8 protein-coding genes are annotated in these 23,782 nt (G+C 41.6%); all 8 read right to left on the minus strand.

The genetic code is table 11. From position 1 onward, the window contains the following. Window positions 1-103 precede the first annotated feature (103 nt). Window positions 104-6,037 carry a beta-ketoacyl synthase N-terminal-like domain-containing protein gene (locus CXF93_RS11390; protein ID WP_101062625.1) on the minus strand — a complete coding sequence of 1,978 codons (5,934 nt, stop codon included), beginning with the start codon at window positions 6,035-6,037 and terminating at the stop codon, window positions 104-106. A gap of 86 nt (window positions 6,038-6,123) precedes the next feature. After that, window positions 6,124-8,805: a PfaB family protein gene (locus CXF93_RS11395; protein WP_101062626.1), complete on the minus strand. Its 2,682-nt coding sequence runs from the start codon at window positions 8,803-8,805 to the stop codon at window positions 6,124-6,126. 209 nt (window positions 8,806-9,014) lie between these two features. Beyond that, window positions 9,015-17,840, minus strand: a complete 8,826-nt coding sequence (locus CXF93_RS11400) for a type I polyketide synthase (RefSeq protein ID WP_101062627.1) — start codon at window positions 17,838-17,840, stop codon at window positions 9,015-9,017. Between the two features lie 791 nt (window positions 17,841-18,631). Next, a complete protein-coding gene (locus CXF93_RS11405) occupies window positions 18,632-19,033 on the minus strand; it encodes a thioesterase family protein (RefSeq protein ID WP_101062628.1) in 402 nt (133 codons plus the stop codon). Between the two features lie 213 nt (window positions 19,034-19,246). Continuing rightward, a complete protein-coding gene (locus CXF93_RS11410) occupies window positions 19,247-19,465 on the minus strand; it encodes a VF530 family DNA-binding protein (protein ID WP_101062629.1) in 219 nt (72 codons plus the stop codon). A gap of 136 nt (window positions 19,466-19,601) precedes the next feature. Further along, window positions 19,602-20,459, minus strand: a complete 858-nt coding sequence (locus CXF93_RS11415) for a patatin-like phospholipase family protein (RefSeq protein WP_101062630.1) — start codon at window positions 20,457-20,459, stop codon at window positions 19,602-19,604. Between the two features lie 104 nt (window positions 20,460-20,563). After that, a complete protein-coding gene (pykF, locus tag CXF93_RS11420) occupies window positions 20,564-21,976 on the minus strand; it encodes a pyruvate kinase PykF (protein WP_101062631.1) in 1,413 nt (470 codons plus the stop codon). 393 nt (window positions 21,977-22,369) lie between these two features. After that, window positions 22,370-23,311: a lauroyl-Kdo(2)-lipid IV(A) myristoyltransferase gene (lpxM, locus tag CXF93_RS11425; RefSeq protein ID WP_101062632.1), complete on the minus strand. Its 942-nt coding sequence runs from the start codon at window positions 23,309-23,311 to the stop codon at window positions 22,370-22,372. Between the last annotated feature and the right edge of the window lie 471 nt (window positions 23,312-23,782).

The following is a 23,782-nucleotide window of genomic DNA, read 5'->3' on the forward strand; positions in this document are numbered from 1 at the left end:
TGCCAACCTGAAGCCTCCATGGATGGATTCACGGCGAGCAGAGCGTCTTTAACCAATGCGGCGCTTAAGCACGTTAAACTTAAGCCCCGTTACACTTGACCCTTTACGCTTCAACAATACTCAGCACGATGTTTTTAACTTCATAAATACGCAGGCCATCTTTAGACAGGTTCGCATCACCAACGAGTCTTACTTCACCTGATTCAGTAATGATCTCGGTGATATGCACGTCCAGAGACATTTGCTTATTCAGCGGCGTAATTTGACCACGGTATTTCCAATCAACTTTCGTCATCGGCGCAACAAAGCGAGGACTAGTAAACTGCGCACCTAAATCATTTTTAAGCGCGTAAGTCTGCATCAATTCAATAATAGCTTCAACACCTAATGAACCAGGCATAACCGGATCTTGATGGAAGTGATAACGGAAGAACCAATCATCAGCATCAATCGTACGTTCACCATAAACATAAGCAACATCCGCTTTACCACCGCCTTCAACAACAGACACAGTATCGATGAAGTTCATCTGGCCACCCGCTAATTTATAATGCGGTTTACCTGCAGGCGCTTTGTATAACGCTAAAGACTGATCCGTTAAATCGAACACATCAATATTGGCAGCAGGTGTATTGTTATCAACAAACCAAGCATTAGTCGTTTTACCGTTATCAATGCCCAGTTGGTTAGTCAACGATTCACCACTAAAGTAACCAAATACCGCTTTACCAGTATAAAATAATTCGCCATCTACTGACATATCAAACGTGAAACTTTGAATAATCGCGCCACCAGCAATGGCCGTACTAACCAAGACTGATTTATTAACAATCGTTTTACCGCGTAAATCCAGCTGTTTTAATAACGTGCCGCTGCCATCAAGGTTACGGAAGAACAGATCTTTTTCAGGGTATTTAAGCGTCGTACCCATGTAACCAGAAATAAAACCATTTGGTTGCAGTGCAATTTCCATGATTAATGAATATGGCATCCAGTTTTCATGGCTGTTTTTAGTAAAGTACCAAGCATCTTCAGGTACATAGTATTCAGCTACACAGCTTGATGGATTCTTCAAGTCAAGACGTTCGCCCTGCACTTCCACAACCTGAGTAACAACTTGTAAATCACCACAAGGTGTACGAGGTGGAATGCGACCTGCATAAACATCAAAGTCAGGACCGAAACAGTTAGAAATATTACCCGTCGCAAACTCAAACATATGCCAAGGTGTAAACGGTGCTTGGTTAGGTACTCTATGGTGACCAGTAACAGCAGGCGCTTCAAAATGCTTAATCGGTGTCACACCTTTACTTTTCTGTGCAGACAAGTCTGACTCTACGCGCATTAACGGACGTTCAGGAAACTTAAACGGTTCAACACCACGTTCATCCAAATCAGCATTGTTCGTCGTAGCCAAAGCAACAGGGCTCGACGTTACAGCAGCAGACGAGATTGTTTTAAGCTGCACATTACCCGGCAATGTTACTGGATAATCTGAATGCTCATCTTGTTCGCTGATCATCACGCTCAAGTTTTTGAAATCAACAACCACTTTACCATCAAGCAAAATATCAATATTGGCTTTCATGAATGGCTGTGGCGTCATGCCCATCGCAGTAACTTCCATACGGTAAGTTAAGGTATTGCGTTGTGGTAATACTTGCCCACGACAACGTACCGTTTGCGACTCACCTGGTAGCGGTTGGAAACGCGCATTGTTAACATTGGTATGCATACCAAGAGACAGCATGAAGAACATCGCCATCTGGCCACAACCTTCCGACATCAATGAACCCGCCATCACTTGATCACCTTTAAAGTGACAAGGGAAATACCAGTGCTCAGGGTCTAAATCTTTCTGGCCTTCTAACAGCCCTAAGCCCCAATGACCACCGGTAGGATCTATCTTGGTAATACGTTCAATCATCAAGAACTTCTCAGATGAGAATTTCAACGATGGATTACGACCACCTTGATCATATTGCGGACCAAAACAACTCGCAACGTCGCCATTAACCAGTTTCATCATATCACTGTAGTCATATTGACCACGGTTATGCTGTAACAACGGCGTGAATGATGATTTCACTGCATTGCTAAATTCGGCTTTATCTTTGTCGTTATGAATAACACCTTTACCATCAGAAAGCTCTTCGTCAGTAAAGAAACCAGCACAACCATTACGCATGATAAGTACCTTCTTATCACCCACGTAACAATCATAATGGAAGAAGAATAATAATTGCTCGCCGTTACGTGCATACGAATCAATGTGGATCTCGTAACGTAAAGTATCGCCACCGAAAGCCATCTCTTCAAGGAAAGTTAATTCACAATCAAGTAAACGGTAAACGCGCTCACCTTTAGCTTGAAAATCAATACCGATATATGAGATCAACATCAAATCACATTGGCCTGATTCTACTGCAACAGACCAAGGGATCTGACCATCAATTAAAAACGGTGCATCGACAGGTACATCATATTCCGTACACATGTATGATTTCTTGTATTCATGAACCTTGGCATCAAGTTCAGTAACACGCGTTACTAACAAATAATCTGAGGTTGGCAGACGTACACGACGCGAATAACCATCAATAATATTGTATTCAGCACCGAATACCTTACCAATATCACCTTCAGCGAACTCAACCAAATCAGCTTGATCGTAAATCACTTTTTCAGGTTTGTTATAACGTTCAATTAACTGCAGTGGTGGATAGTTGTAACCAACAGGTCCTTTTATCTGAAAACCAGCTTGTGTTGCTGCTGCTTGCGCTTTTGCTTCTGTACTGGTTAGATTCGTCGCTACTACATTATTTGAAACAACATTAGATACCAGTGTTAATGGCGTCGCTGGAGCATGCGTTGTTAACACAGTATTTTTAGGCGTATGATCACCTACAGTTTGCGCCGATAGTTTAGCTTGCAGTTCAACAAGTTGTGATAGGTTTTTCTGTGCAGCTAAGCGGCTTTCTAAGAATGCTTTATGCGTAGACGCTTGCTGATGAATTTGGTTACTGGCTTTACTTTTCACTGTCACTCCAACAACGCTAGAGGCCGCTAAGGGCTGCGCTGTATGTTGATGTTGAGAAATGGTTGACGTTACTGACGCTTTATTAGTGAGTGGACTAGTTACTGGTATAACGGCCCTCTCAGGTTCACTGCTTGAACGGACACGAATACCTTGAGGTACCAAGTTGTCCATCACCACAGGCTGGTTCACTTTAGCTAAGGTTTTCCCTGCAAACTGCTGTTTGATAACATCCAATGACGCACTCGCACTATTGACGATAGCGTTGCTAATTAGCTGACCACCAAGTTTAATGGTTTTAACAAGCTGCGGACGTTGCTTGCCAACTGGCGCAGGTGCTGCTTGATGTGCTTGCTCTGAACTCGACAAAATAAGGTGTGCACAGCTGTTATCACGACCAAGACCGTTAATGGCAATATGCTTGCCTTTTGACGCTGGCGATAAGCTCATTTGTTGAGCTTGACTCGTTTGTTGATCTAAGAGCAGCGCCGTTTTAATAATACTAGCGATACCAGATGCATTAAACGTATGACCAATATTGGCTTTCACCGAACTGATATTTGCACTTGGGTATAATGTTGGTAATGCTGTTTTTTCAGCTCTATTTTCTGCACTAAAACCACTTGCGTGCGCTTCGACACTTACTACATCACCAGCAATGATACCCGCTAACGTTAGCGCTTTGTCAGCCGCAATCGCAATTGCTTTAGCATCGTTACCCGGCGCAAAACTAACTGCGTCAATACGCGCATAAACTTGTTGAGCTGTCACTTGCGATGACGGTTTAACGACAATCGCCGCTGCGCCTTCACCCACCAGCCATTGTTGCTGATCAAGAATATTGTTAGTTACTGAGCTGCTTTCACTTACAGGTCCATAGTGTTGACGTAAGGTAATATTTTCGATTGAGCCAGACAAGTCAACAGCAGCAATAATAACAGCTTCAACATCACTGGTTTGAAATAGATTTTCAGCTAATTCAACACAACGATAAACCGAGTTTTCTTCAGCAGATACCGTAATAGCAGGGCCAGAGAAATCCCATAACGCCGAAATACGTGACGCCATAATATTACCAATGAAACTGGTATACTGATTTAACTGAGCAGCCGAAGCTACACCGTCTTTGGCAATATTAGTCAGCTCTTCACGTTGCTCAACCGTAAGGTTAATGCCTTGTTGTAATAAACTGTCTTCGATCTGTGTTGTCAAATTAACACGGCCACGATACTGATGTAATTCTAACTCCATACCCATCGCCACTAATACAGCAACATTACGGCCTTCAACCAGACCAGCATCTTTAGCGGCATTGTCTGCCACTTGCATCATCATTAGCTGTTGTGGGATCAAGCAATCTTTTTCATTAGGCGGTACTTTAAAACGCAAGAAATCAATATCCAGCTGCTCAACATAACTGCCTTTAGGCGCTTTGTGTAATTGTAACGACTGCATGACGTTAGCGTTACTTTCCATGCCTTTCCAGCGTTGCTCTGGTAACTCACGGAAGGTATTTTGATTATTATTTAATAAGGTTTTGAACTGGGCTAAATTACTAGTACTACCAAAATGGCTGTCCATACCAATAATAGCCAGAGGTTCACGTGGTTTAGCCACACTAGCATCAGACTCGAGTACTTGTGTTGGCTGTTGTAATACCAAATGGGCATTACTGCCACCAAAACCAAATACACTCACACCAGCGGTACGCGGTCGATCTGCCTTTGCACCCTGAGTCGTCGGCCAAGGCACTGTCGTCGTTGGCATCTGCTCGCCAGTAAAATAACCATTTTTAGATTGCAGCGGTTGTTTTAAATTAATCGTTGCGGGAATAAGACCTTTACCTAGCGCTAACATGGCTTTCGTCATGCCCGGCATACCAGCGGCTGTTAACAAATGGCCAAGGTTAGATTTAACTGAGCCCAACAATGGTTTGTTATTTACTCGACTGAAGAAGGTTTCCATCGAACGTAATTCAACATTATCACCCTTAGGTGTGCCCGTTGCATGACACTCGATGTAGTCAACCGTGCTCGGGTCAACATCCGCATCGGCATAAGCACGTTCATATACTAATACTTGCCCCTTGGTATTAGGGCTTAATACAAACTCGCCTTTACCGTCATTAGATAATGCGCCGCCTTTAATAATGGCGTAGATATTATCACCATCACGCACTGCATCACTGTGACGTTTCAATACCATCATGCCCGCACCTTCACCGGCATATAGGCCTTGTGAATTTTTATCAAACGGGGCGTGAACATTATTAGCAGGGTAAGCTTGGAATATCGAGAAACCCATATTAACGAACATTGGGTCTGCTGCTGATACCGCACCCGCCAGCATCATGTCTGCTTTACCCGTATGCAGGTAATCACAGGCTAACTTAACGCTATAACAAGATGAAGCACAAGCCGCATCCAGTGCAAAGTGTGAACCACCGAGACCCGCAGCTTGCGCGATCAATGCAGCTGGATAGCCTGCTACTAATGCATTATCTGCATGGGTTTTTTTAGCCGTTGTATAATGCGTCAATTGAAAATCAGGGTGTAATACTGCCTTTAATGCATTATCAACAACTTGATGATACAAAGGCATAAACAGCTGATTAGATGACTTGGTTGGGAATGACAAATTACCTAAAATTACACCACAGTTTTCCAGCGCAGCACTGCCCCAATAACCCGCATCTGTAAGCGCTTGTTTCGTTACATAAAGCCCCCACTGATTAAGATCATCCAAACCTGCTAAATAATCATTATCGAGTTGATAACCTGAAGCATCAAAATTGAAATCACTGATGTAACCGCCGTGCACACAGTAAAACTTATCTGTATCACCTTTGTTAGCGGTATATTTAGCAGGATCAACGCCCATTTGAACAGCCGTCGCCTTACTGCGGCAATCTTGTTGTTCAAGCAATTGTTGCCAAAATTGATCCGGCGCTTGTGAGCCGGGGAACAAATTAGCAATACCTACTACTGCAATATTTTCCATAATTACTCTCTTTAAATCCATATTCCAACTGATGAGGTATAACTCATCCGGACTAGATATCGGTGTTGACTATTTATCTGTATTTATTAATAGTTCGCGTCTGCGATATGACCTGCTTTAACTAGGATTGACCCGTTAAACAAGCTATCTAAATTCAAATTCACGCCATGGCTAATTAACTTAGCTATCGCACGAATATAAGTAAGTTCATCACTGGTGCCTTTGGCATTCACAGGTACAGAGACATGTTGGCTTTGCTTTTGATTTCCGTTATCACCATTAGCGAGGATCTTATCTACCCAGCTGCATAATGAACGACCTGGGCCCATTTCAATAAATACCCGCGCGCCTTTGTCATGTAAGGTATTTACCAAACGAGGGAAATCCACCACATCACACAAGCATTTAGCAATACTGTGTGAAATGGCTTTGCTGCGCTGCGGGATAGGTAAATAACATGAGCTTGAATACATTTTGGTATTAATGCGCTGTGTAACGTCCATATGATATAACTCAACCATATGATCATATTCGGCATAAGCTGGCGCACTGTGAATGGCGTTGCCCATATTTAATGCCATCGCTCGCACGCCTAAATTGTTAATGACTCGCTGACACGCTTCTGGATAACCCGCTAACAATAAACTATCAGGCGTATTGATAATGGTGCAATACACTCGGTCTTCATCTGCTGCCGCTATCTCGACCTGTTCAATCGTCGCCTTAATGGTATACGTTTCCCAGATCTGCTCAAACGTGCCGTTAGCAACATCATCCATGCCCCAATGCTGACGCAAGGTTCTTAACTCACCACAAAGTTGGTGATTAAAGGTATTCGATTGCGCTAAACGTGCACTCATCAATCCCGGTTGCTGCCAGCAGCCTAACGCCGCATACATACTCACTTCACCCATGCTATAACCTGTAGCAAAGTCGGCTTTAACGGCAAAGACCTCTTCAAATACCTTGGTAAACACGCAAGCAAAACCCACACCGGCTTCGGCTATATTGGCTAAGTTGCCGCGTAGATCTAGATCCAACTGTTTGAGTTCTTTAAAGCTATAACGACTAATACTGCGAGGGTTAAGTAAGGTATCTTTTAGAGTGGCAGCAATGTCATCGGCTAAAGCCGCAACAGGTTGGTAAATCTGCGGGAATAGGTGAAATAGATCACGACCTAAACCAACATACGTGGCGCCAATACCAGGGTACATGAAGGTAACGCCATTCTGTGCATTGTTACCAGAGCCGCTATTTACAACGTCTTTATTAGCAGCTTCTTTGTTTGCAGGAAGCGCGGTAAAGTAACTGCCCTTCGGGGTTTTCCATTCTTTAGCATCGTCATTAAACACGCTAGCAATACCAGCAAATGCCAAGGTTATCTCTTTGCTTAACTCTTCAGTCGTTTCGGCAATAAGTACTACACTGTATAACTTGTCAGCATCATTATGCGCATAACAATCAGCCGCGATCTGTTTAATATCGATAGTACTTATGCCGGTAATACTTAGCTGCCCAGCAATAATTTCTAATTCACTGCGTAATTGTGCTTCGCTATTACCTTGTACTATGACTAGTGCTAACTCGCTCGATGCAAAGTAACCATTAGTGCGCATATCAGCTACTGGATGGTTTTGTTCAGGAGTTTGAAGCTTGTTTTCTTGTAAGACAATGTGGCAATAGCTCTGCTCTGATAAATGTTCTGATAAAGAGCCTTGCGTAACACAACTATAAGCCGCAACGTGTGCAGAGCCATCGACATGTGGAAACCAAGGTCGAGCATCTACAGGCATATAAAATGGTGAGTGCTGCCATTGCGACATTTGAGCATCACTCGGCTGTTGCCAATCTTTAATCGCCGGGATATAACGTTGGTGCAAACTGATCACACATTTTAATAACCCTGCGACCTGCGAGAAACCCCCGCCTTCACCAGTCACACTACGCGCACAGCTTAAAGCTGTATGTAAAGTTTGTGTATGATTATAAGCAGACATTAAGCCCTGACTTTCAGATAATGCGATTGCCGAATCAGCGACTGCTGAAACTTCTAACAAACCAACCTGCTCTGCTATGATGTTAGCTTGCTGTAATGCGATGCTTGCAGTTTTAGCAATGTTTGCAGCCTTATTTTCAACACCATTTTCAACATTAAGCTCGCTGCTTAAATCAGACTGAGCGAAACCTTTAATGTTGGCATATATATAACATTGGTTAGCATTGGCAAACGCAGTTGAAGCGATAAGTAAACTAGCGAACCCAGTCACACTGTTATAACCATTGAAGGTTTCATCAAAGCTGATTGTTGCAGTTGCAGTTGCAGTCGCCGCAGCTTCAATATCATGACTAGGTACATTAACCGAGTTATTCATACCAATAACAGCCACTGCACAGTCTTGGTTATCGACTAAATCTGTTGCTTGCTTTAATGCTTGGCCTAAATCAGTAATAACAACACAGCTCACACACTGTTGTGCCACTTGTGCTACAAGCTGATTATCAACATCACTGCTCATATCAGCAATAAGCAATACCGCGATATCAGCTATGTTCAACTGATTCGTTTCAGCTAATAACGCCACCGAGTTTAATAAAAAGGTTAATACTGTCGTCGAAGCACTAGCTTGCTCAGCAGTATCAATGCCATCGGTGCCAATACTGGCTTTAGTGCCGATACTTGCGCCTAAATAGAAAGCACGTTCCACACGGTCAATATCGTCTTGTCCGCTAAATTTAGCATCCATACCAATAACAGCTAATTCCGTCATATTCTCTTTAATATCCTATTTCGAATAGTAATGGCTAAAAACGCTGACAGCCCTAAATTTAAATCTAAAATTAAGCTCAGCACTTTTAGCTATTAGTATTGTTAATTTTTTAATCACTACTGATTAAGAAAAATAGACGCCATGATGACCATGACGCCTACCGTTTTTATTTATTCATTACTCATGACTAGTGCTCATTAACAACAGGCTTAAGACATATCGTTCAAAATGTCACTGACACTGACTTGCGCTGATTTAACTTCTGCAAGTATCTGCATATCTGCAGCTATCAATTGAATATCACAACGGGCTTTACTGCCGCGTGAACCCAATAGATCATGTTCAACAACATTGAGTTGCAGATAAAATACTTCATCAACAGCCACTTCACGATACACAGTCCAAGCAGCAGTCACCGAAGGTAAACTACCTAAGCCAAATTGCTTGCGCACCCAGACCAACATCGCCTGATAAACCAAATCATTAGCAAAAATATTGTTAACAGCTAACGGGAATGTCCCCTGCTTAGCTGCTGCAACATCGGTTATCTTACAAGCCAATAGCAGGCCCTTGTCGTCACAAGCTAATATCTGCTTAATACCCTGCAGACTTTCACCGTGGAACAAGGTGCCATTGCTGTATAACGCTTGTGCTTCATCGCTAACCAGATTGTTAATATCTGCAGCTAATACCGGTAATTGAACCGTCACCGCATCAAGAGGCTGAGGAGCTAACAATATCGTCGCTGCATAATGAAATACCGGTTTACCATCACTTTTCAAGCTAAACACTTTAGCGGCAATACGGATTACTGTTTCCTGTTCTGAAACAGCAGTCACAGGAAACAGTTGGATTTGATAATCCGCCGCCTCATTACCATCAAAAACCACGCCTTTAAACAATTTATAGTCTTCGAAACCGACATATTTCAATGCACAGTCTCGGTTACTATAAGTTGCTTGTGCTGCATCACTCATCCAGGCAATCGCGCATACCGTTGGTAATACCTGATTGCCTTTGATCATGTGGTCAGCTAAAAAGCGATTGTCGTTCACTTGAAAAATAAGGTCGTTAACCTCAGACTCATCACTATTAGGTAAAGAGCCGCTGTTAAGCAAAGAGTCACTGTTAGTCGCTTTGATGCTTTTAATTACTAAAGCATCTGATAAACGACTAACTTGTGGCTTTTTTACAGCAGTACTCTTTTCATCAGACTTTTGATCACTAGCGGTATCTTTAGATAAATCATTACCCACGAGGATTTGTGGACAACGGTTATCATTAGCGGCTAGTTCATTGAGTAGCAACTGCGCACCTGCATCAAGTGGAATAATGTAAACACCACGTTGATCAAACATACGCTTCAGCTCTGGCGTTACCATGCCACCGTCCCAAGGACCCCAGTTAAAACTCAATACTTGAGCTTGTGGGTGCAATGATTTAAAACGATATGCAGTTTTGTTTAAGATTTCATTAGCAATCGAGTAATCAGATTGACCAGGATTACCGTAAAAACCAGCCGCTGACGAGAACAATACCAATTGCTTGATGTTGCTTGCTTCAGTTACTGATAACAGCGATAACAAACCATCGATTTTAGTGCTGTAAACAGATTCAAAATCGCTTAGTGTTTTTTGCTCAATGAATTGGTCAGCTAAAACGCCAGCGCCATGAATGATGCCAGTGATGGCACCGAACTTAGTGATTGCCGGAGTTACTGCAGTTTGTACGCTTGCAGCATTGGTCACATCAGCAGTGACATATTCAGCTTGGCCACCAGCAGCGGTAATTGCAGACAAGGTTTGCGCAATTTCACGATTTGCTTGGATTGGTTTTATCAACTGTACGATCTTAACGGGTGTCGGTTTATCACCTGCTGCAATCAAAACCTGCATTGCTGCTTTCTTTAATGCCGCTTCATCGTTAATACCCTTTGCCCAGCTCGGCTCATCATTTGAGAATGTTGAGCGTCCTAATAAGATAAACTTAGCTTGATACTCTTTAGCGATACGTACTACGCAATGCGCTGTTACGCCTTTCGCGCCGCCACTGACTAAGAATACCGAATTAGCATCAATGTTATTACCAACAGTAAGTGCATAACTGTCAGTCGTAACACCGGTTAAAGTAATGCGGACAACACCATTTTGCTCTGCTTGTTGATAACCCACTTCAGTTAACACGCTATCAGCATCAAGCAGTTCATCACTAACAAGACTGGCAACTTGCGCTGCAGCTAATGATGTTGGCATATCTACCGCACGACAGAATACGTTATCCCATTCGTGTGACAGTGTTTTAACTAAACCGTTTAAGCCGCTTTGTACTAGATCAGTCTGTACTAGGTCTGCTTGTACGTCATTGCTAAAGCCAAGTGAGCCGCCCTGCTGAGTAACCACCATGAAAGAACCACGCACTTTAGCTGCTTGAGTCACTTTACTCAATTTCGCTAATAAGAAGGCTAACATTAGGCCTTGCTTAGATGCTTGTGGGTATTCGATATGGTTGATTTCGCTACTCGCATGCAGATAGATAACCGCATCAAGTTGCGCGTTAGCAGTAATAATGTTGTTGATTTCAGTTTCATCAACGCCATTGAGAGTCACTAGGTTCACTGACTTATTAAATGCTTTCGCACTCGTTACTACGACCCAACTTGGTTGCAATGCAGTTACATTCCAGCCAGTTTGAATTAACTGTTCTGCTAGTAACACAGCGTTATCACTACCATCTGCCACGATTAAGGCATTAGCACCTTGGCAATCTTGACTGATTTTACTGATTGAGCTTAGACGTGAAATTGCAACTGTTGCGCTAGGCGCTGGTTGAAATTCCGCTTTGTGTTCTGCGGCAGCCGTAATGGTTGCAACATTACTTTGCATAAATGCATCTGACACAGCGTTTTGTTCAGGGTTAGTAATAACACCACTCGCCTTGCTTTGCATATAAAGTACAATTTCTTCTAACGTACGCAGCTCAGCTAAATCTTCTGGGTTTAGTTCAGGTAAATCAGTAATGATCTCCTGTACTGCACCTAAAATTTCCACACGCTTGATTGAATCAATACCTAGGTCAGCTTCCATGTCCATTGCTAGTTCTAGCATATTGGCAGGATAACCAGTCTTATCTGCAACTACATCCATCATTACTGTTTGGATATGGTTTAAATCGATAGACGGTGCTGAGCTTATAACTACAACATCAGCTACAACGTCTGTTGCTGTCACAGTCTCCGCTACTGGAGCCTTGCTCTGCATGTAGCTAACGATTTCGCCTAACGTACGTAGTTCAGCAAGATCTTCTGGGTTTAGCTCAGGTAAGTCAGTAATGATCTCCTGCACTGCACCTAAGATTTCAACACGTTTGATTGAATCGATACCTAAGTCGGCTTCCATGTCCATGCCAAGTTCTAGCATGTCGGTTGGATAACCGGTCTTATCTGCAACTACATCCATCATCACTGTTTGAATGTGGTTTAAATCGATAGACGGTGCTGAGCTTATAACTACAACATCAGCTACAACATCTGTTGCTGTCACAGTCTCCATTACTGGAGCCTTGCTCTGCATGTAGCTAACGATTTCGCCTAACGTACGTAGTTCAGCTAGGTCTTCTGGGTTTAGCTCAGGTAAATCAGTAATGATCTCCTGCACTGCACCTAAGATTTCCACACGTTTGATTGAATCAATACCTAAGTCGGCTTCCATGTCCATGCCAAGTTCTAGCATGTCGGTTGGATAACCGGTCTTATCTGCAACTACATCCATCATCACTGTTTGGATGTGGTTTAAATCGATAGACGGTGCTGAGCTTGCAACTGCAGGTGTATTTTCTACAACAGCAGCTACCGCAGGTGCTTTACTCTGCATGTAACTAACAATTTCACCTAGAGTACGTAGTTCAGCTAGGTCTTCTGGGTTTAGCTCAGGTAAATCAGTAATGATCTCCTGCACTGCACCTAAGATTTCCACACGTTTGATTGAATCAATACCTAAGTCGGCTTCCATGTCCATGCCAAGTTCTAGCATGTCGGTTGGATAACCGGTCTTATCTGCAACTACATCCATCATCACTGTTTGGATGTGGTTTAAATCGATAGACGGTGCTGAGCTTGCAACTGCAGGTGTATTTTCTACAACAGCAGCTACCGCAGGTGCTTTACTCTGCATGTAACTAACAATTTCACCTAGAGTACGTAGTTCAGCTAGGTCTTCTGGGTTTAGCTCAGGTAAATCAGTAATGATCTCCTGCACTGCACCTAAGATTTCCACACGTTTGATTGAATCAATACCTAAGTCGGCTTCCATGTCCATGCCAAGTTCTAGCATGTCGGTTGGATAACCGGTCTTATCTGCAACTACATCCATCATCACTGTTTGGATGTGGTTTAAATCGATAGACGGTGCTGAGCTTGCAACTGCAGGTGTATTTTCTACAACAGCAGCTACCGCAGGTGCTTTACTCTGCATGTAACTAACAATTTCACCTAGAGTACGTAGTTCAGCTAGGTCTTCTGGGTTTAGCTCAGGTAAATCAGTAATGATCTCCTGCACTGCACCTAAGATTTCCACACGTTTGATTGAATCAATACCTAAGTCGGCTTCCATGTCCATGCCAAGTTCTAGCATGTCGGTTGGATAACCGGTCTTATCTGCAACTACATCCATCATCACTGTTTGGATGTGGTTTAAATCGATAGACGGTGCTGAGCTTGCAACTGCAGGTGTATTTTCTACAACAGCAGCTACCGCAGGTGCTTTACTCTGCATGTAACTAACAATTTCACCTAGAGTACGTAGTTCAGCTAGGTCTTCTGGGTTTAGCTCAGGTAAATCAGTAATGATCTCCTGCACTGCACCTAAGATTTCCACACGTTTGATTGAATCAATACCTAAGTCGGCTTCCATGTCCATGCCAAGTTCTAGCATGTCAGTCGGATAACCGGTTTTATCTGCAACCACTTCCAACATCACGTTTTGGATGTAGGTTAAGTCGATGCCAGCAGTTACAACAGGAGCACTATTTGTTTGCGAAGGTGCGCTTGCTGTAGTTGTAGTTGTAGTTGTAGATGTAGATGTAGATGCCACAGCTTGCGCTTTGGATTTCATGTAATCGACAATTTCACCCAAGGTACGCAATTCAGCAAGGCCTTCAGGGTTAAGTTCAGGAAGATCAGGGATCAACTCCTGTACAGAACCTAAAATTTCCACTCGTTTGATAGAATCAATGCCTAGGTCAGCTTCCATATCCATGCTCAGTTCAAGCATATCAGTTGGATAACCAGTTTTATCAGCAACTACGTCTAACATCACTTTACTAATTGTGCTGATATCGATAGCCGCTTGAATAACAACCTCAGGAACAACAATTGTTGCAACTTGTTCAGCAACAACCGCAGCTAACACAGGGGCTGGTGAAGCGACAACAGGTGCGATCACCGGCGTAGGCGCTAATGCCACAGTCTGTACAGCAACAGCCGCATTGCTAGCGGTATGAGTTACATTATGAGTAACAGCAGGTTTTACCACACTATCATTAACCGCCGCCGATGTTGCTGGCGAGCGAGCGAGTGTGATCGTTTGCGGCGCTGATGCAACGATGTCGTTACGTCCATTATCTGTAAGCATTGTATTCATATTACTAGTCTGATTGTTCAGATAAGTTTCATGTACACGTAAAGTTTCAGATTGGAACTCGTTATACATAGACAGAGTACGGTCTAAACTTTCAGGTAATTCATTGTTAGTTTGCGCAGCAAGTACGCTCTGCACTGTTTTAGCATAGTCTTGAGGACCCTGCATAAACTGCTCATGTACGTTCAATAATTGCTGCTGGTGGGCAACAAACTGACCGACACTACGTTCGATTGAAGCAACGAGGTCAGCATCAGCGCTATTTACGTCTGCATTGTTAACGCTAGTACTTGTTACAACTGGAGAGCCGTCAGCATTAACGTAGACAATTTTTTCAACTTCAACGATACGTTCTACTTCGACAATGCGTTCTACTTCAACTATCTTTTCAACAATAGTCTCAATCACTTGCGGCTGTGGTACTGCAACTGGAGCCGCTTTAGCTTGTTTCACAGTCCAACCATCGGTTAGTGCATCTGCAAACGCTTTTTTAGTTTTCGGGCTCACATACGCTGCACCAGTGAGTTTCATCAACATAGGCGATGCTTTCGGCGCGATTAATGGGCGCTTAACTGCATCGTACGGGTCAATATTGCCTAATGCGACACCAAGTACTGCCATTTGCAGAGCAGCTTGACGCATTTGTACATCCGCAGGTTGTTTTGGATTGGCATTCACTGCAATCGCAACAGCATCAGATTTATCATCGAGAATATTTTCAACCAGTTTAGTTAATACATTCTTCGGTCCAAATTCGATAAATACGCGACCGCCATCTGCATAGATATTGTCAATTTCTTGATTGAAATGGACAGACTCCAGCATATGCTTTTTCAAGTTTTTCTTAATTTCATTTGGTTTAGTTGAATGCACTAAACCTGTGCCATTAGCAAATACAGGTATGCTCGGCGCTTTAAATTTAGCGCTATCAACCGCTTTAGCAAATGGTTTTTGGGCATGACCAACCAATGGAGTATGGAAGGCAGCTGATACAGGCAGTGGCACAACTTTGAAACCAGCATTACTCAAGGCAGTAACTGCAACAGCAACCTGTGCAGTAGTACCGGCAATAACGACTTGGTTGTTAGAATTGTAGTTAGCAATAGAGACATCATCAATTGTAGCTATGATTACTGCTACTTGCTGTGGGTCGCCTACGACAGCGGCCATCTTACCCGCATCAAAATCTTGTTGCTCTGGCGCTGCCATGGCTTGACCACGACTACGTGCTAGCATCATGTAATCGCTTTCGCTTAATACATCAGCAGCCCATAATGCGGTTAACTCACCGAAACTATGACCAGCAGTAAAGTCAGCCTTAAAGCCAGCTTGTTGGAAAGTTTTGAACAGGCCAACACTCAAGCTACCAATCGCAGGTTGTGCATGTTGAGTTAAACGGAGTTGCTCTTCTTGTAACTTACGCTCGGCATCAGTGTAAACAGGGATTGGAAAAGTAACGGCAGACAACTGACCTAAGCCAGCCGCGCTGAATTCTTTATCCATTGCCGCTGCACTGTGCATCATGCTTGGGAAATTACAGGTTAATTCTCGGCCCATGTTCACATATTGCGAACCTTGTCCAGAGAATAGCGCCACGACTTTACCCGTTGCATCAATACCGGCTTGACGATAGTAAACCCCGGTAGGCACTGACCATGTCGTTTTATCTGTATTCGCGTTAAATTGTTTTAATGCCGTATCAATCATCGCAATCGCTTCGTTGGCATTACGCGCAACAAAACCTAAACGAGCTTGATTAACTGATGGGGTTTTTAATGGCCACGTTGTCACTAAGTCGTTAAACACAAATGCTTGATGGTCGGCATCTACTGCCAACTTACTACGCCAATTATTTAACTCGGCAATAATACCTTGTTGATCGTTTGCAGAGATCAACACAGTTTGGTTCACTGAGTTTAAGCGATAAGCGTTATCATGGCTCGGACGGTACTCTTCTAGAATAATGTGGAAGTTAGTACCACCAAAACCAAATGAGCTAATACCAGCACGACGTGGAATACCATCTTCACGTGGCATCCAAGGACGCGTTTCGCTGTTTAGGTATAACGGGCTATTTTTGATATCCAAGGCTTCGCTTGGCTTATCGATATGAATCGTGGCAGGTAGAATTTTATGATGTAGTGCTAATGCGGCCTTGATCATGCCCGCAGAGCCAGCCGCAGATTTAGTATGACCAATTTGTGATTTAACTGAGCCTAAGGCGATATGCTGTTTCTCATCACTGGCAGCGCCAAAGTGTTTGGTTAAACCGGCAAATTCCGCGGCATCACCAGCTTTAGTACCCGTACCATGGCCTTCAATTAGACCACATGTTTCAGGTGCAAAACCAGCATCTTCATAAGCACGTTTAAGCGCCTTCGCTTGACCATCTGGGCGTGGTGCATAAATAGATTTGAAACGACCGTCAGAAGACGTGCCAATTCCTTTTAATACAGAATAGATTCGGTCGCCATCACGTTCAGCATCTTCTAAACGCTTAAACGCCATCATGCCGATACCTTCACCAACCAGCATACCTTTTGAGTCGTCATCAAACGGACGAATATCATCGTTAGTGGTAAATGCGGGGGTTTTTGAGAATGACATATACATGAATGGCGAGTTATCACAACATACGCCACCCGAGATCATTACTTCAGAGCGGTATTCTAATAAGTCTGAGATCGCCATTTTAACTGCTGCAAGGGAGCCGGCGCATGCCGCATCAACCACACAGTTAGTACCACCAAAATCAAAACGATTAGCGATACGACCAGCAATAACGTTACCTAGCATGCCCGGGAATGAGTTCTCTTCCCAGCCGATGTAAGCTTTTTTGAATTTCTCGATGATCATGCCACGATCATCTTCATCAATACCTGCGGCTTTTAATACTTTCTCTAATACTGGACCTTGTAGGCGCGACGTTAATGGCGAAATTTGTTTCTGACCACCACCAACACCTAGCGTGATACCAATTTTATCATGGTCATAATCACTGCCAATGCCAGCATCACTTAATACATCACGTGCAACAATTAATGACAACAGTTGAGCGATGTCAGTTAACTCGAGGATATTTGGCGGTAAACCAAACTCCATTGGGTCAAAGTCAAGTTCAGGAATGAAACCACCGCGTTTGCAGTATGTCTTGTCTGCTGCTTTTTTATCTGCCGAGTAATGGTCGTCAATGTTCCAGCGATCGCTAGGCACATCAATAATAGCGTCCACAGAGTCGACAATGTTATCCCAGAATTGATCCAGATTTTTAGCGTCAGCAAAAACCGATGCCATACCGATGATTGCAATCGGGCATTCTTGCAAGCGAGAATTTAACTGCTGATCATCACTACTTAACACATCCTTGGCGTGCTTAACCGATGTGGTGTTCTTTTTAGCCATTGTGTTATTGCTCCTAAAGGATCTTTATTGCACTAAAAACATTACTCATTAAAATATTCACTGGTACTCAAAGTTAAAACTGAGCGTACAAGTGTACTCTTAAAGTGCGAAAAAAATCTACCGTCATTTCATGTCACACAAAATAAGTTCGGTAGAGTTAATTGTTTCAAATTTTATTTCGATACTCAGCATGGAATGTACAGCCAAAGCCAAAATACCTTAAATATATATTGGTAATAATATACACAGCTTTAAAAACCACTACAAACAAGCGATTCGACCTACTACTCAGACAAGTCAGACCAGGAAATAACTGAATATAACAAATTAGCCGTTATGCCAATCTGCCATTTTAAGAATTTTAGTCATCATTTCACTACATTTTCACTATATTAGCTCATCTTCCAACTAATTTTTGCTTATATTAAATATAAAACTATCACAAATAATTAAGCTTAAATTTGTATGACATCTCATTTTAAGGCTAAATTTATACATTTTTATTTAGTTATAAACAGGCAAAAATTTACACTCAATTACATAACTGTTTTAATTTCGGCTAAATTAAGGATTTATAGAATAAATGCTCAGATATAAACATGGCTAAAAACGCTATTTAATCCTGTCATAAGCAATCACAGCATAGGTTTACGATGATAATATTGTGACAACTGGTCATATAAAACCAACAAACATCTCTTTATAGCTTTGCGCTTACGCCTAAAAAACGGCTAAAAAGCGGGTAATTGACTTGTATTTCACCCGTCATTAAGCACGTTCACTGCAAGATATTATGCCCCTATCATTGCGGCTAATACGTCATCTGGAATAGGCTGTAAGCGTTTTTCTTTGTCTAAACACACCATTTCAATATCGCCGATAACGGCTGGCTTAGTCGCGTTCGCACGCCATACTTCCTGACGCCAAACCGTTTTATATTTACCATCGAGCACAAAAGAAGTACGGATATCGCAAATTTCAGCAAATTCAACGCCATCCTGAAAAGTCATGTTGGCTTTATACACCGCAAAACCTAAACCGCGTTCATTCCACAATGTAGCCAATAAATCACTGTTAATCACATGCTCACGCGCACGTTCAAAGTATTTTAAAAAGTTAGGATGATAAACAACACCTGAATGATCGGTATCTTCATAATAAATTTGTACTGGATGATGGTATATCTTGGTCATGACAGGAATTAGCTCATATGGTCACATGTTTGAAATACATAGCATATAGATAAATGTGAAAAATAACAGTGCCATGTCATCGGATGTTATGTTGAGACTGTTGCTTTGAGACTAGTGGAAGATACTCGAGGTTAAAATCACATGCAGAATTAACGAGTTTCTGTTTATAGTACTACATTGACTATAAACAGAGGCTCGTTAGTGTGGAGACATTTAGTCTTCAGTCACCATTTTGATATATAGCGCTTCTACTTTATCACGTGCCCAAGGGGTTTTACGTAAAAACTTAAGGCTAGACTTAACACTTGGATCTTCAGTAAAACAACGAACATTGATGTAGTATCCAAGACCGTCCCAACCATATTTAGCAACAAGGCTGTTAATTACGTTTTCGAGAGTAATGCCGTGAAGCGGGTTATTTATTTGAGTCATGTGTACCGTGATAAGTTATTTATAGTTAATAGGAAAGAGTATAACACAAGAGTTAGTTAAAATTAGCCATCACACAACGACAGCGAGGCTATTTTCACTTACTATCCTAGTGTATAAATCCGTGTTCCCTCGGTCATTAGCCGCCGTTGCTAGCGAATTTGTTACCAAACCATTTGCTAAATACGTTCTTTTTGACATCGCTACTAGTGATACTTTGTTTTAATTCAATGATACTGTCATGTTGCTCTTTTGCCGCATCATAACCAATCTGATAGATCTCACGTAATGATTTTTCATCGGTTGCAAAGGTGTTGTAATTCAATAACGCCTCAGGGTAAATCTGCACATCACATTGCGATAGCTTTTCTAACTCAGCGCCACTGCCCTGCAGCGTAAATGCACGTAATACCACGTCTTTGATACTCGAGAGTTCTTCAGCTTCAACCTGACGAATAGGTGATACATAAACGCCAATTATTTTGTCGCAGTCGTCTTCAATTACACTCACAGGGAAATGATTGACAATACCACCATCTGAATACACTTGCTCATCAATAATCATAGGCGAAAAAACCAAAGGATAACTTGCCGACGCGAGTAATGCATTAATAACGGAGCCATCTTTAAATATATGCTCTTTGCCGAGCAACATATTGGTAGCAACAATGCGTAATTCGGGATTAAGGTACTCAAAACTATCCTCAGGGATATACTTTAACACTTCAGGATATAACTTTGCCGGGTCTATAAAACCTGCACGGGCGCGGGTAAACTTCCAAGAGAAGGGCTTAACATCAATAAAAAATTGTAAGATTTCATCAATTTCTAATCCAGAACAATAAAGTGCGCCAACCATAGAGCCTGCACTTGTTCCGGCGATTACATTCGGTCTTACATCTTGCTCTAATAGGTACTTCAATACCCCAAGATGAGCAATCCCTTTCGCGCCGCCGCCAGAAAGGACTAAGCCAATTTTATGTTTAGCACTATCCATCGATTTCTTTAACCTTTTCATGCACATTTTATGAACTGTTCATAAAATGTAGATATAAAAAAAGAGAGCATACGCTCTCTTTTTTATAATATCAATATAGCAACTTAAAGTTGGTGAACTGATGCCGTGTTTGTTGTGCCAGATGGTACAAGCGCACCTGAAACCATAACCACAATATCGCCTTCTTTAGCAAGGCCAGTTGCTAGCGCAAGTTCTTTACCTTTACGGTAGAACTCATCAGTGCTATCAATCTGTTCAACGATACAGCTGCTTACACCTTTAGTAAGGCATAATTGTTGTGCTGTTTTTTCGTTAGTTGTAATCGCTAAGATATTTGCTTTCGGGAAGTACTTACGTACTGACTTAGCTGATTTACCACCACGAGTAGCAACAACGATTAGCGGAGCACATAATTTTTCAGTTGTTTCTACCGCACCTTTACATACTGCTTCTGTAATACGCATACTTTTAGCAACAATGTTCGCACCTAGATCCGAAGTCATTGAGTTATCAGTACGTTCACAGATGTTAGCCATAATAGAAACAGCTTCAACTGGGTATTTACCTTTAGCAGTTTCGCCAGAAAGCATTACCGCATCGGTACCATCAAGTACAGCATTGGCAACATCGCCCGCTTCTGCACGTGTTGGACGTGGGTTACTGATCATTGAATCAAGCATTTGAGTTGCTGTAATAACAACTTTACCTGCTTTATTACATTTTTTGATCATCATTTTCTGAGCCATGATCACTTCTTCAACTGGGATCTCAACACCTAGATCACCACGAGCAACCATGATACCGTCAGATTCTGCAAGAATTTCGTCGAAATTATCAACGCCTTCTTGGTTTTCAATTTTAGAAATAATCTGAATGTTTTCGCCGCCGTGATTAAATAATACTTCACGAATTTCTCTTACATCATCCGCTTTACGAATAAATGACGCAGCAACAAAATCAACTTCTTGTTCACAACCAAACGCAAGATCCGCTTTATCTTTTTCAGACAATGCAGGTAGACCTACGCTGATGTTAGGTAAGTTAACACCTTTGTTTTCACCAAGTGCGCCAGTATTAAGTACTGTACACTTAACTTCGGTATCAGTTGTTTCCACAACTTTCATTTCAATCAGGCCATCATCAACAAGAATGATTGCGCCAGGATTAAGATCTTTAGCAAAGCCAGCATACGTTACTGCAACACTGTCTTTATTACCGACAACGTTAATATCTGTTGTAAATGTGAATGACTGACCGACTGTCAATATTACATCTTCGCCATTTTCTAATTTAATCGTACGGATTTCAGGACCTTTCGTATCCAGTAATACCGCGATTTTTTTATTTAGATTTTCACTTACTTTACGGATATTTTGAATACGAACTGAGTGTTCAGCAAAGTTACCATGAGAGAAGTTTAAACGCATAACGTTCATGCCTGCATTAACAAGCTCTGTAAGTTTCTCTACTGATTCAGTTTTTGGACCAATTGTACAAACAATTTTAGTCTTTTTCATTCTTATAGCTCCGTTGGGATATTTTATATTCTTGTAAGATTCGTGTTCTTACTTATAGTCTAGATGAGATAGTTATTGTTATAACTGAGAATGCGACTATAAATAATTTATTTATTTATTTAAACGATATAGCTTTTACTGAAGCGATATCGCTTTCATATGAAAGGTAATTGTAACAAGTATCGATTGAAAAAAATAGAGAGCTTTACACAAAGAAAGACAGAATCTGTACCTAGATCAAGTTTGTTTAACTCTTTAGACTAAAAACAAAGCAAATTCAGGCGAAAACAGCGTTAGATGTTACATAAATGCGTATTTTCAGTATCAATTAAGGGGTATTAAAGAGCAGGTAAACACCATATCCAGTTAAGTCTATGGTGTTTAGAGCAGCATTTAATAGATTTTTTTACCATCCGGACGAGTTCTTAACAATCTTAGCGTCCACATATATTGATCAACACCACATTCAATCAAGGCTTCAATCTCTTTATTCATCATGACCGCGTCTTGTTCTGGGCTTTCAGATGGGAAATTTTGCATCGGTGGGCGAATGAAGGTTTCAAATTTACCCAATTTCTCATTATAAGCGGCATATACAGGAACAACCACAGCATTTGTTTTTTCCGCCAATTTTCCCATCACAGGTAATGTGGCTTTTTGTGTAGCAAATAAAGGTGCGAACACACTACGCTTCGGTCCATGGTCTTCATCAGGTAAGTAATAACAGCTTTCACCACTTTTAAGTGATTTAACCAAAGCCCCTAACCCTGCCTTACGATGATAAACAGTGCCACCAAACATAGCGCGTTGGCGTGTCATCAACCAATCAAACAGTTCATTATCAGAATTATTAAACATAGTACAAAATGGCGCGCCATAAGAAGCGATGTGTAAGCCTGCAAAATCAATCGCAAAACTGTGTGGCACTAATAAGATACAAGCTTTACCTTGTTCAAGTAATGGGAACAAATTCTCGCCACCATGAACAATCATACGATTACGATTATAGGCACGACTACGGGCACTCGGTTCTGCATAACTTAAGATTGTTTGACAAAAAGTAACTAGGTTGACCATGATAATACGGTCTTGCTCTGCATCATCCATCTCAGGAAAGCACATCGACAAATTGATCTTTGCTACCTTCTTACGCTTGGCCATCGTTTTTAGATTAAATAATTGACTCGCAATAAACCGGGCAAATTTATCGCGTGGTTTCACTGGCATAAAAGCTAATAAGTATATTGTAAAAACACCAAACCACACAGGCCAAAACTTAGGTAGTAAAAACGTTTTTTTGAAAGAAAGGTCGTACGGTTTATATTTATCAGACATAAAATTTTATCAAACCTGTTTAGATTACAAAAGTATTACAAAACAACAAGCCAATTAGTTTATGCAGTTATGCCTTGGAATCCAACTATTTTTTATATTTACCCTGCTATTTGAACACTTTTCATAAATTATTAATCAATGTATATAATCTTAATTAACCTGTTCACCCTTTTCGGCTGCGAAAATTGTCTATTAAACCATTAATTTCAAATATATTTTACAGTTATGCCTTATTGCCATTGAGATAAAGCTATCTATCGTGATAAATTTAACTTCAGTGGATTATTAAGGTATTAGCGTTAATTACTTAGTACCACATTGCGTTGAATGGATTCAATCGTGCTTACTTTACTCATTAAGTCTTACATTAGTCTATTCCCGCACCCACATTATCGAATTGTCATTTTACGCACTCGTTAATTATCGATTCCACATTGAAATAGAACTTTCATAAAAGTTTTATCAATTTTA

This window comes from Moritella sp. Urea-trap-13 (assembly GCF_002836355.1).
In the GTDB taxonomy this organism is placed as follows: domain Bacteria; phylum Pseudomonadota; class Gammaproteobacteria; order Enterobacterales; family Moritellaceae; genus Moritella.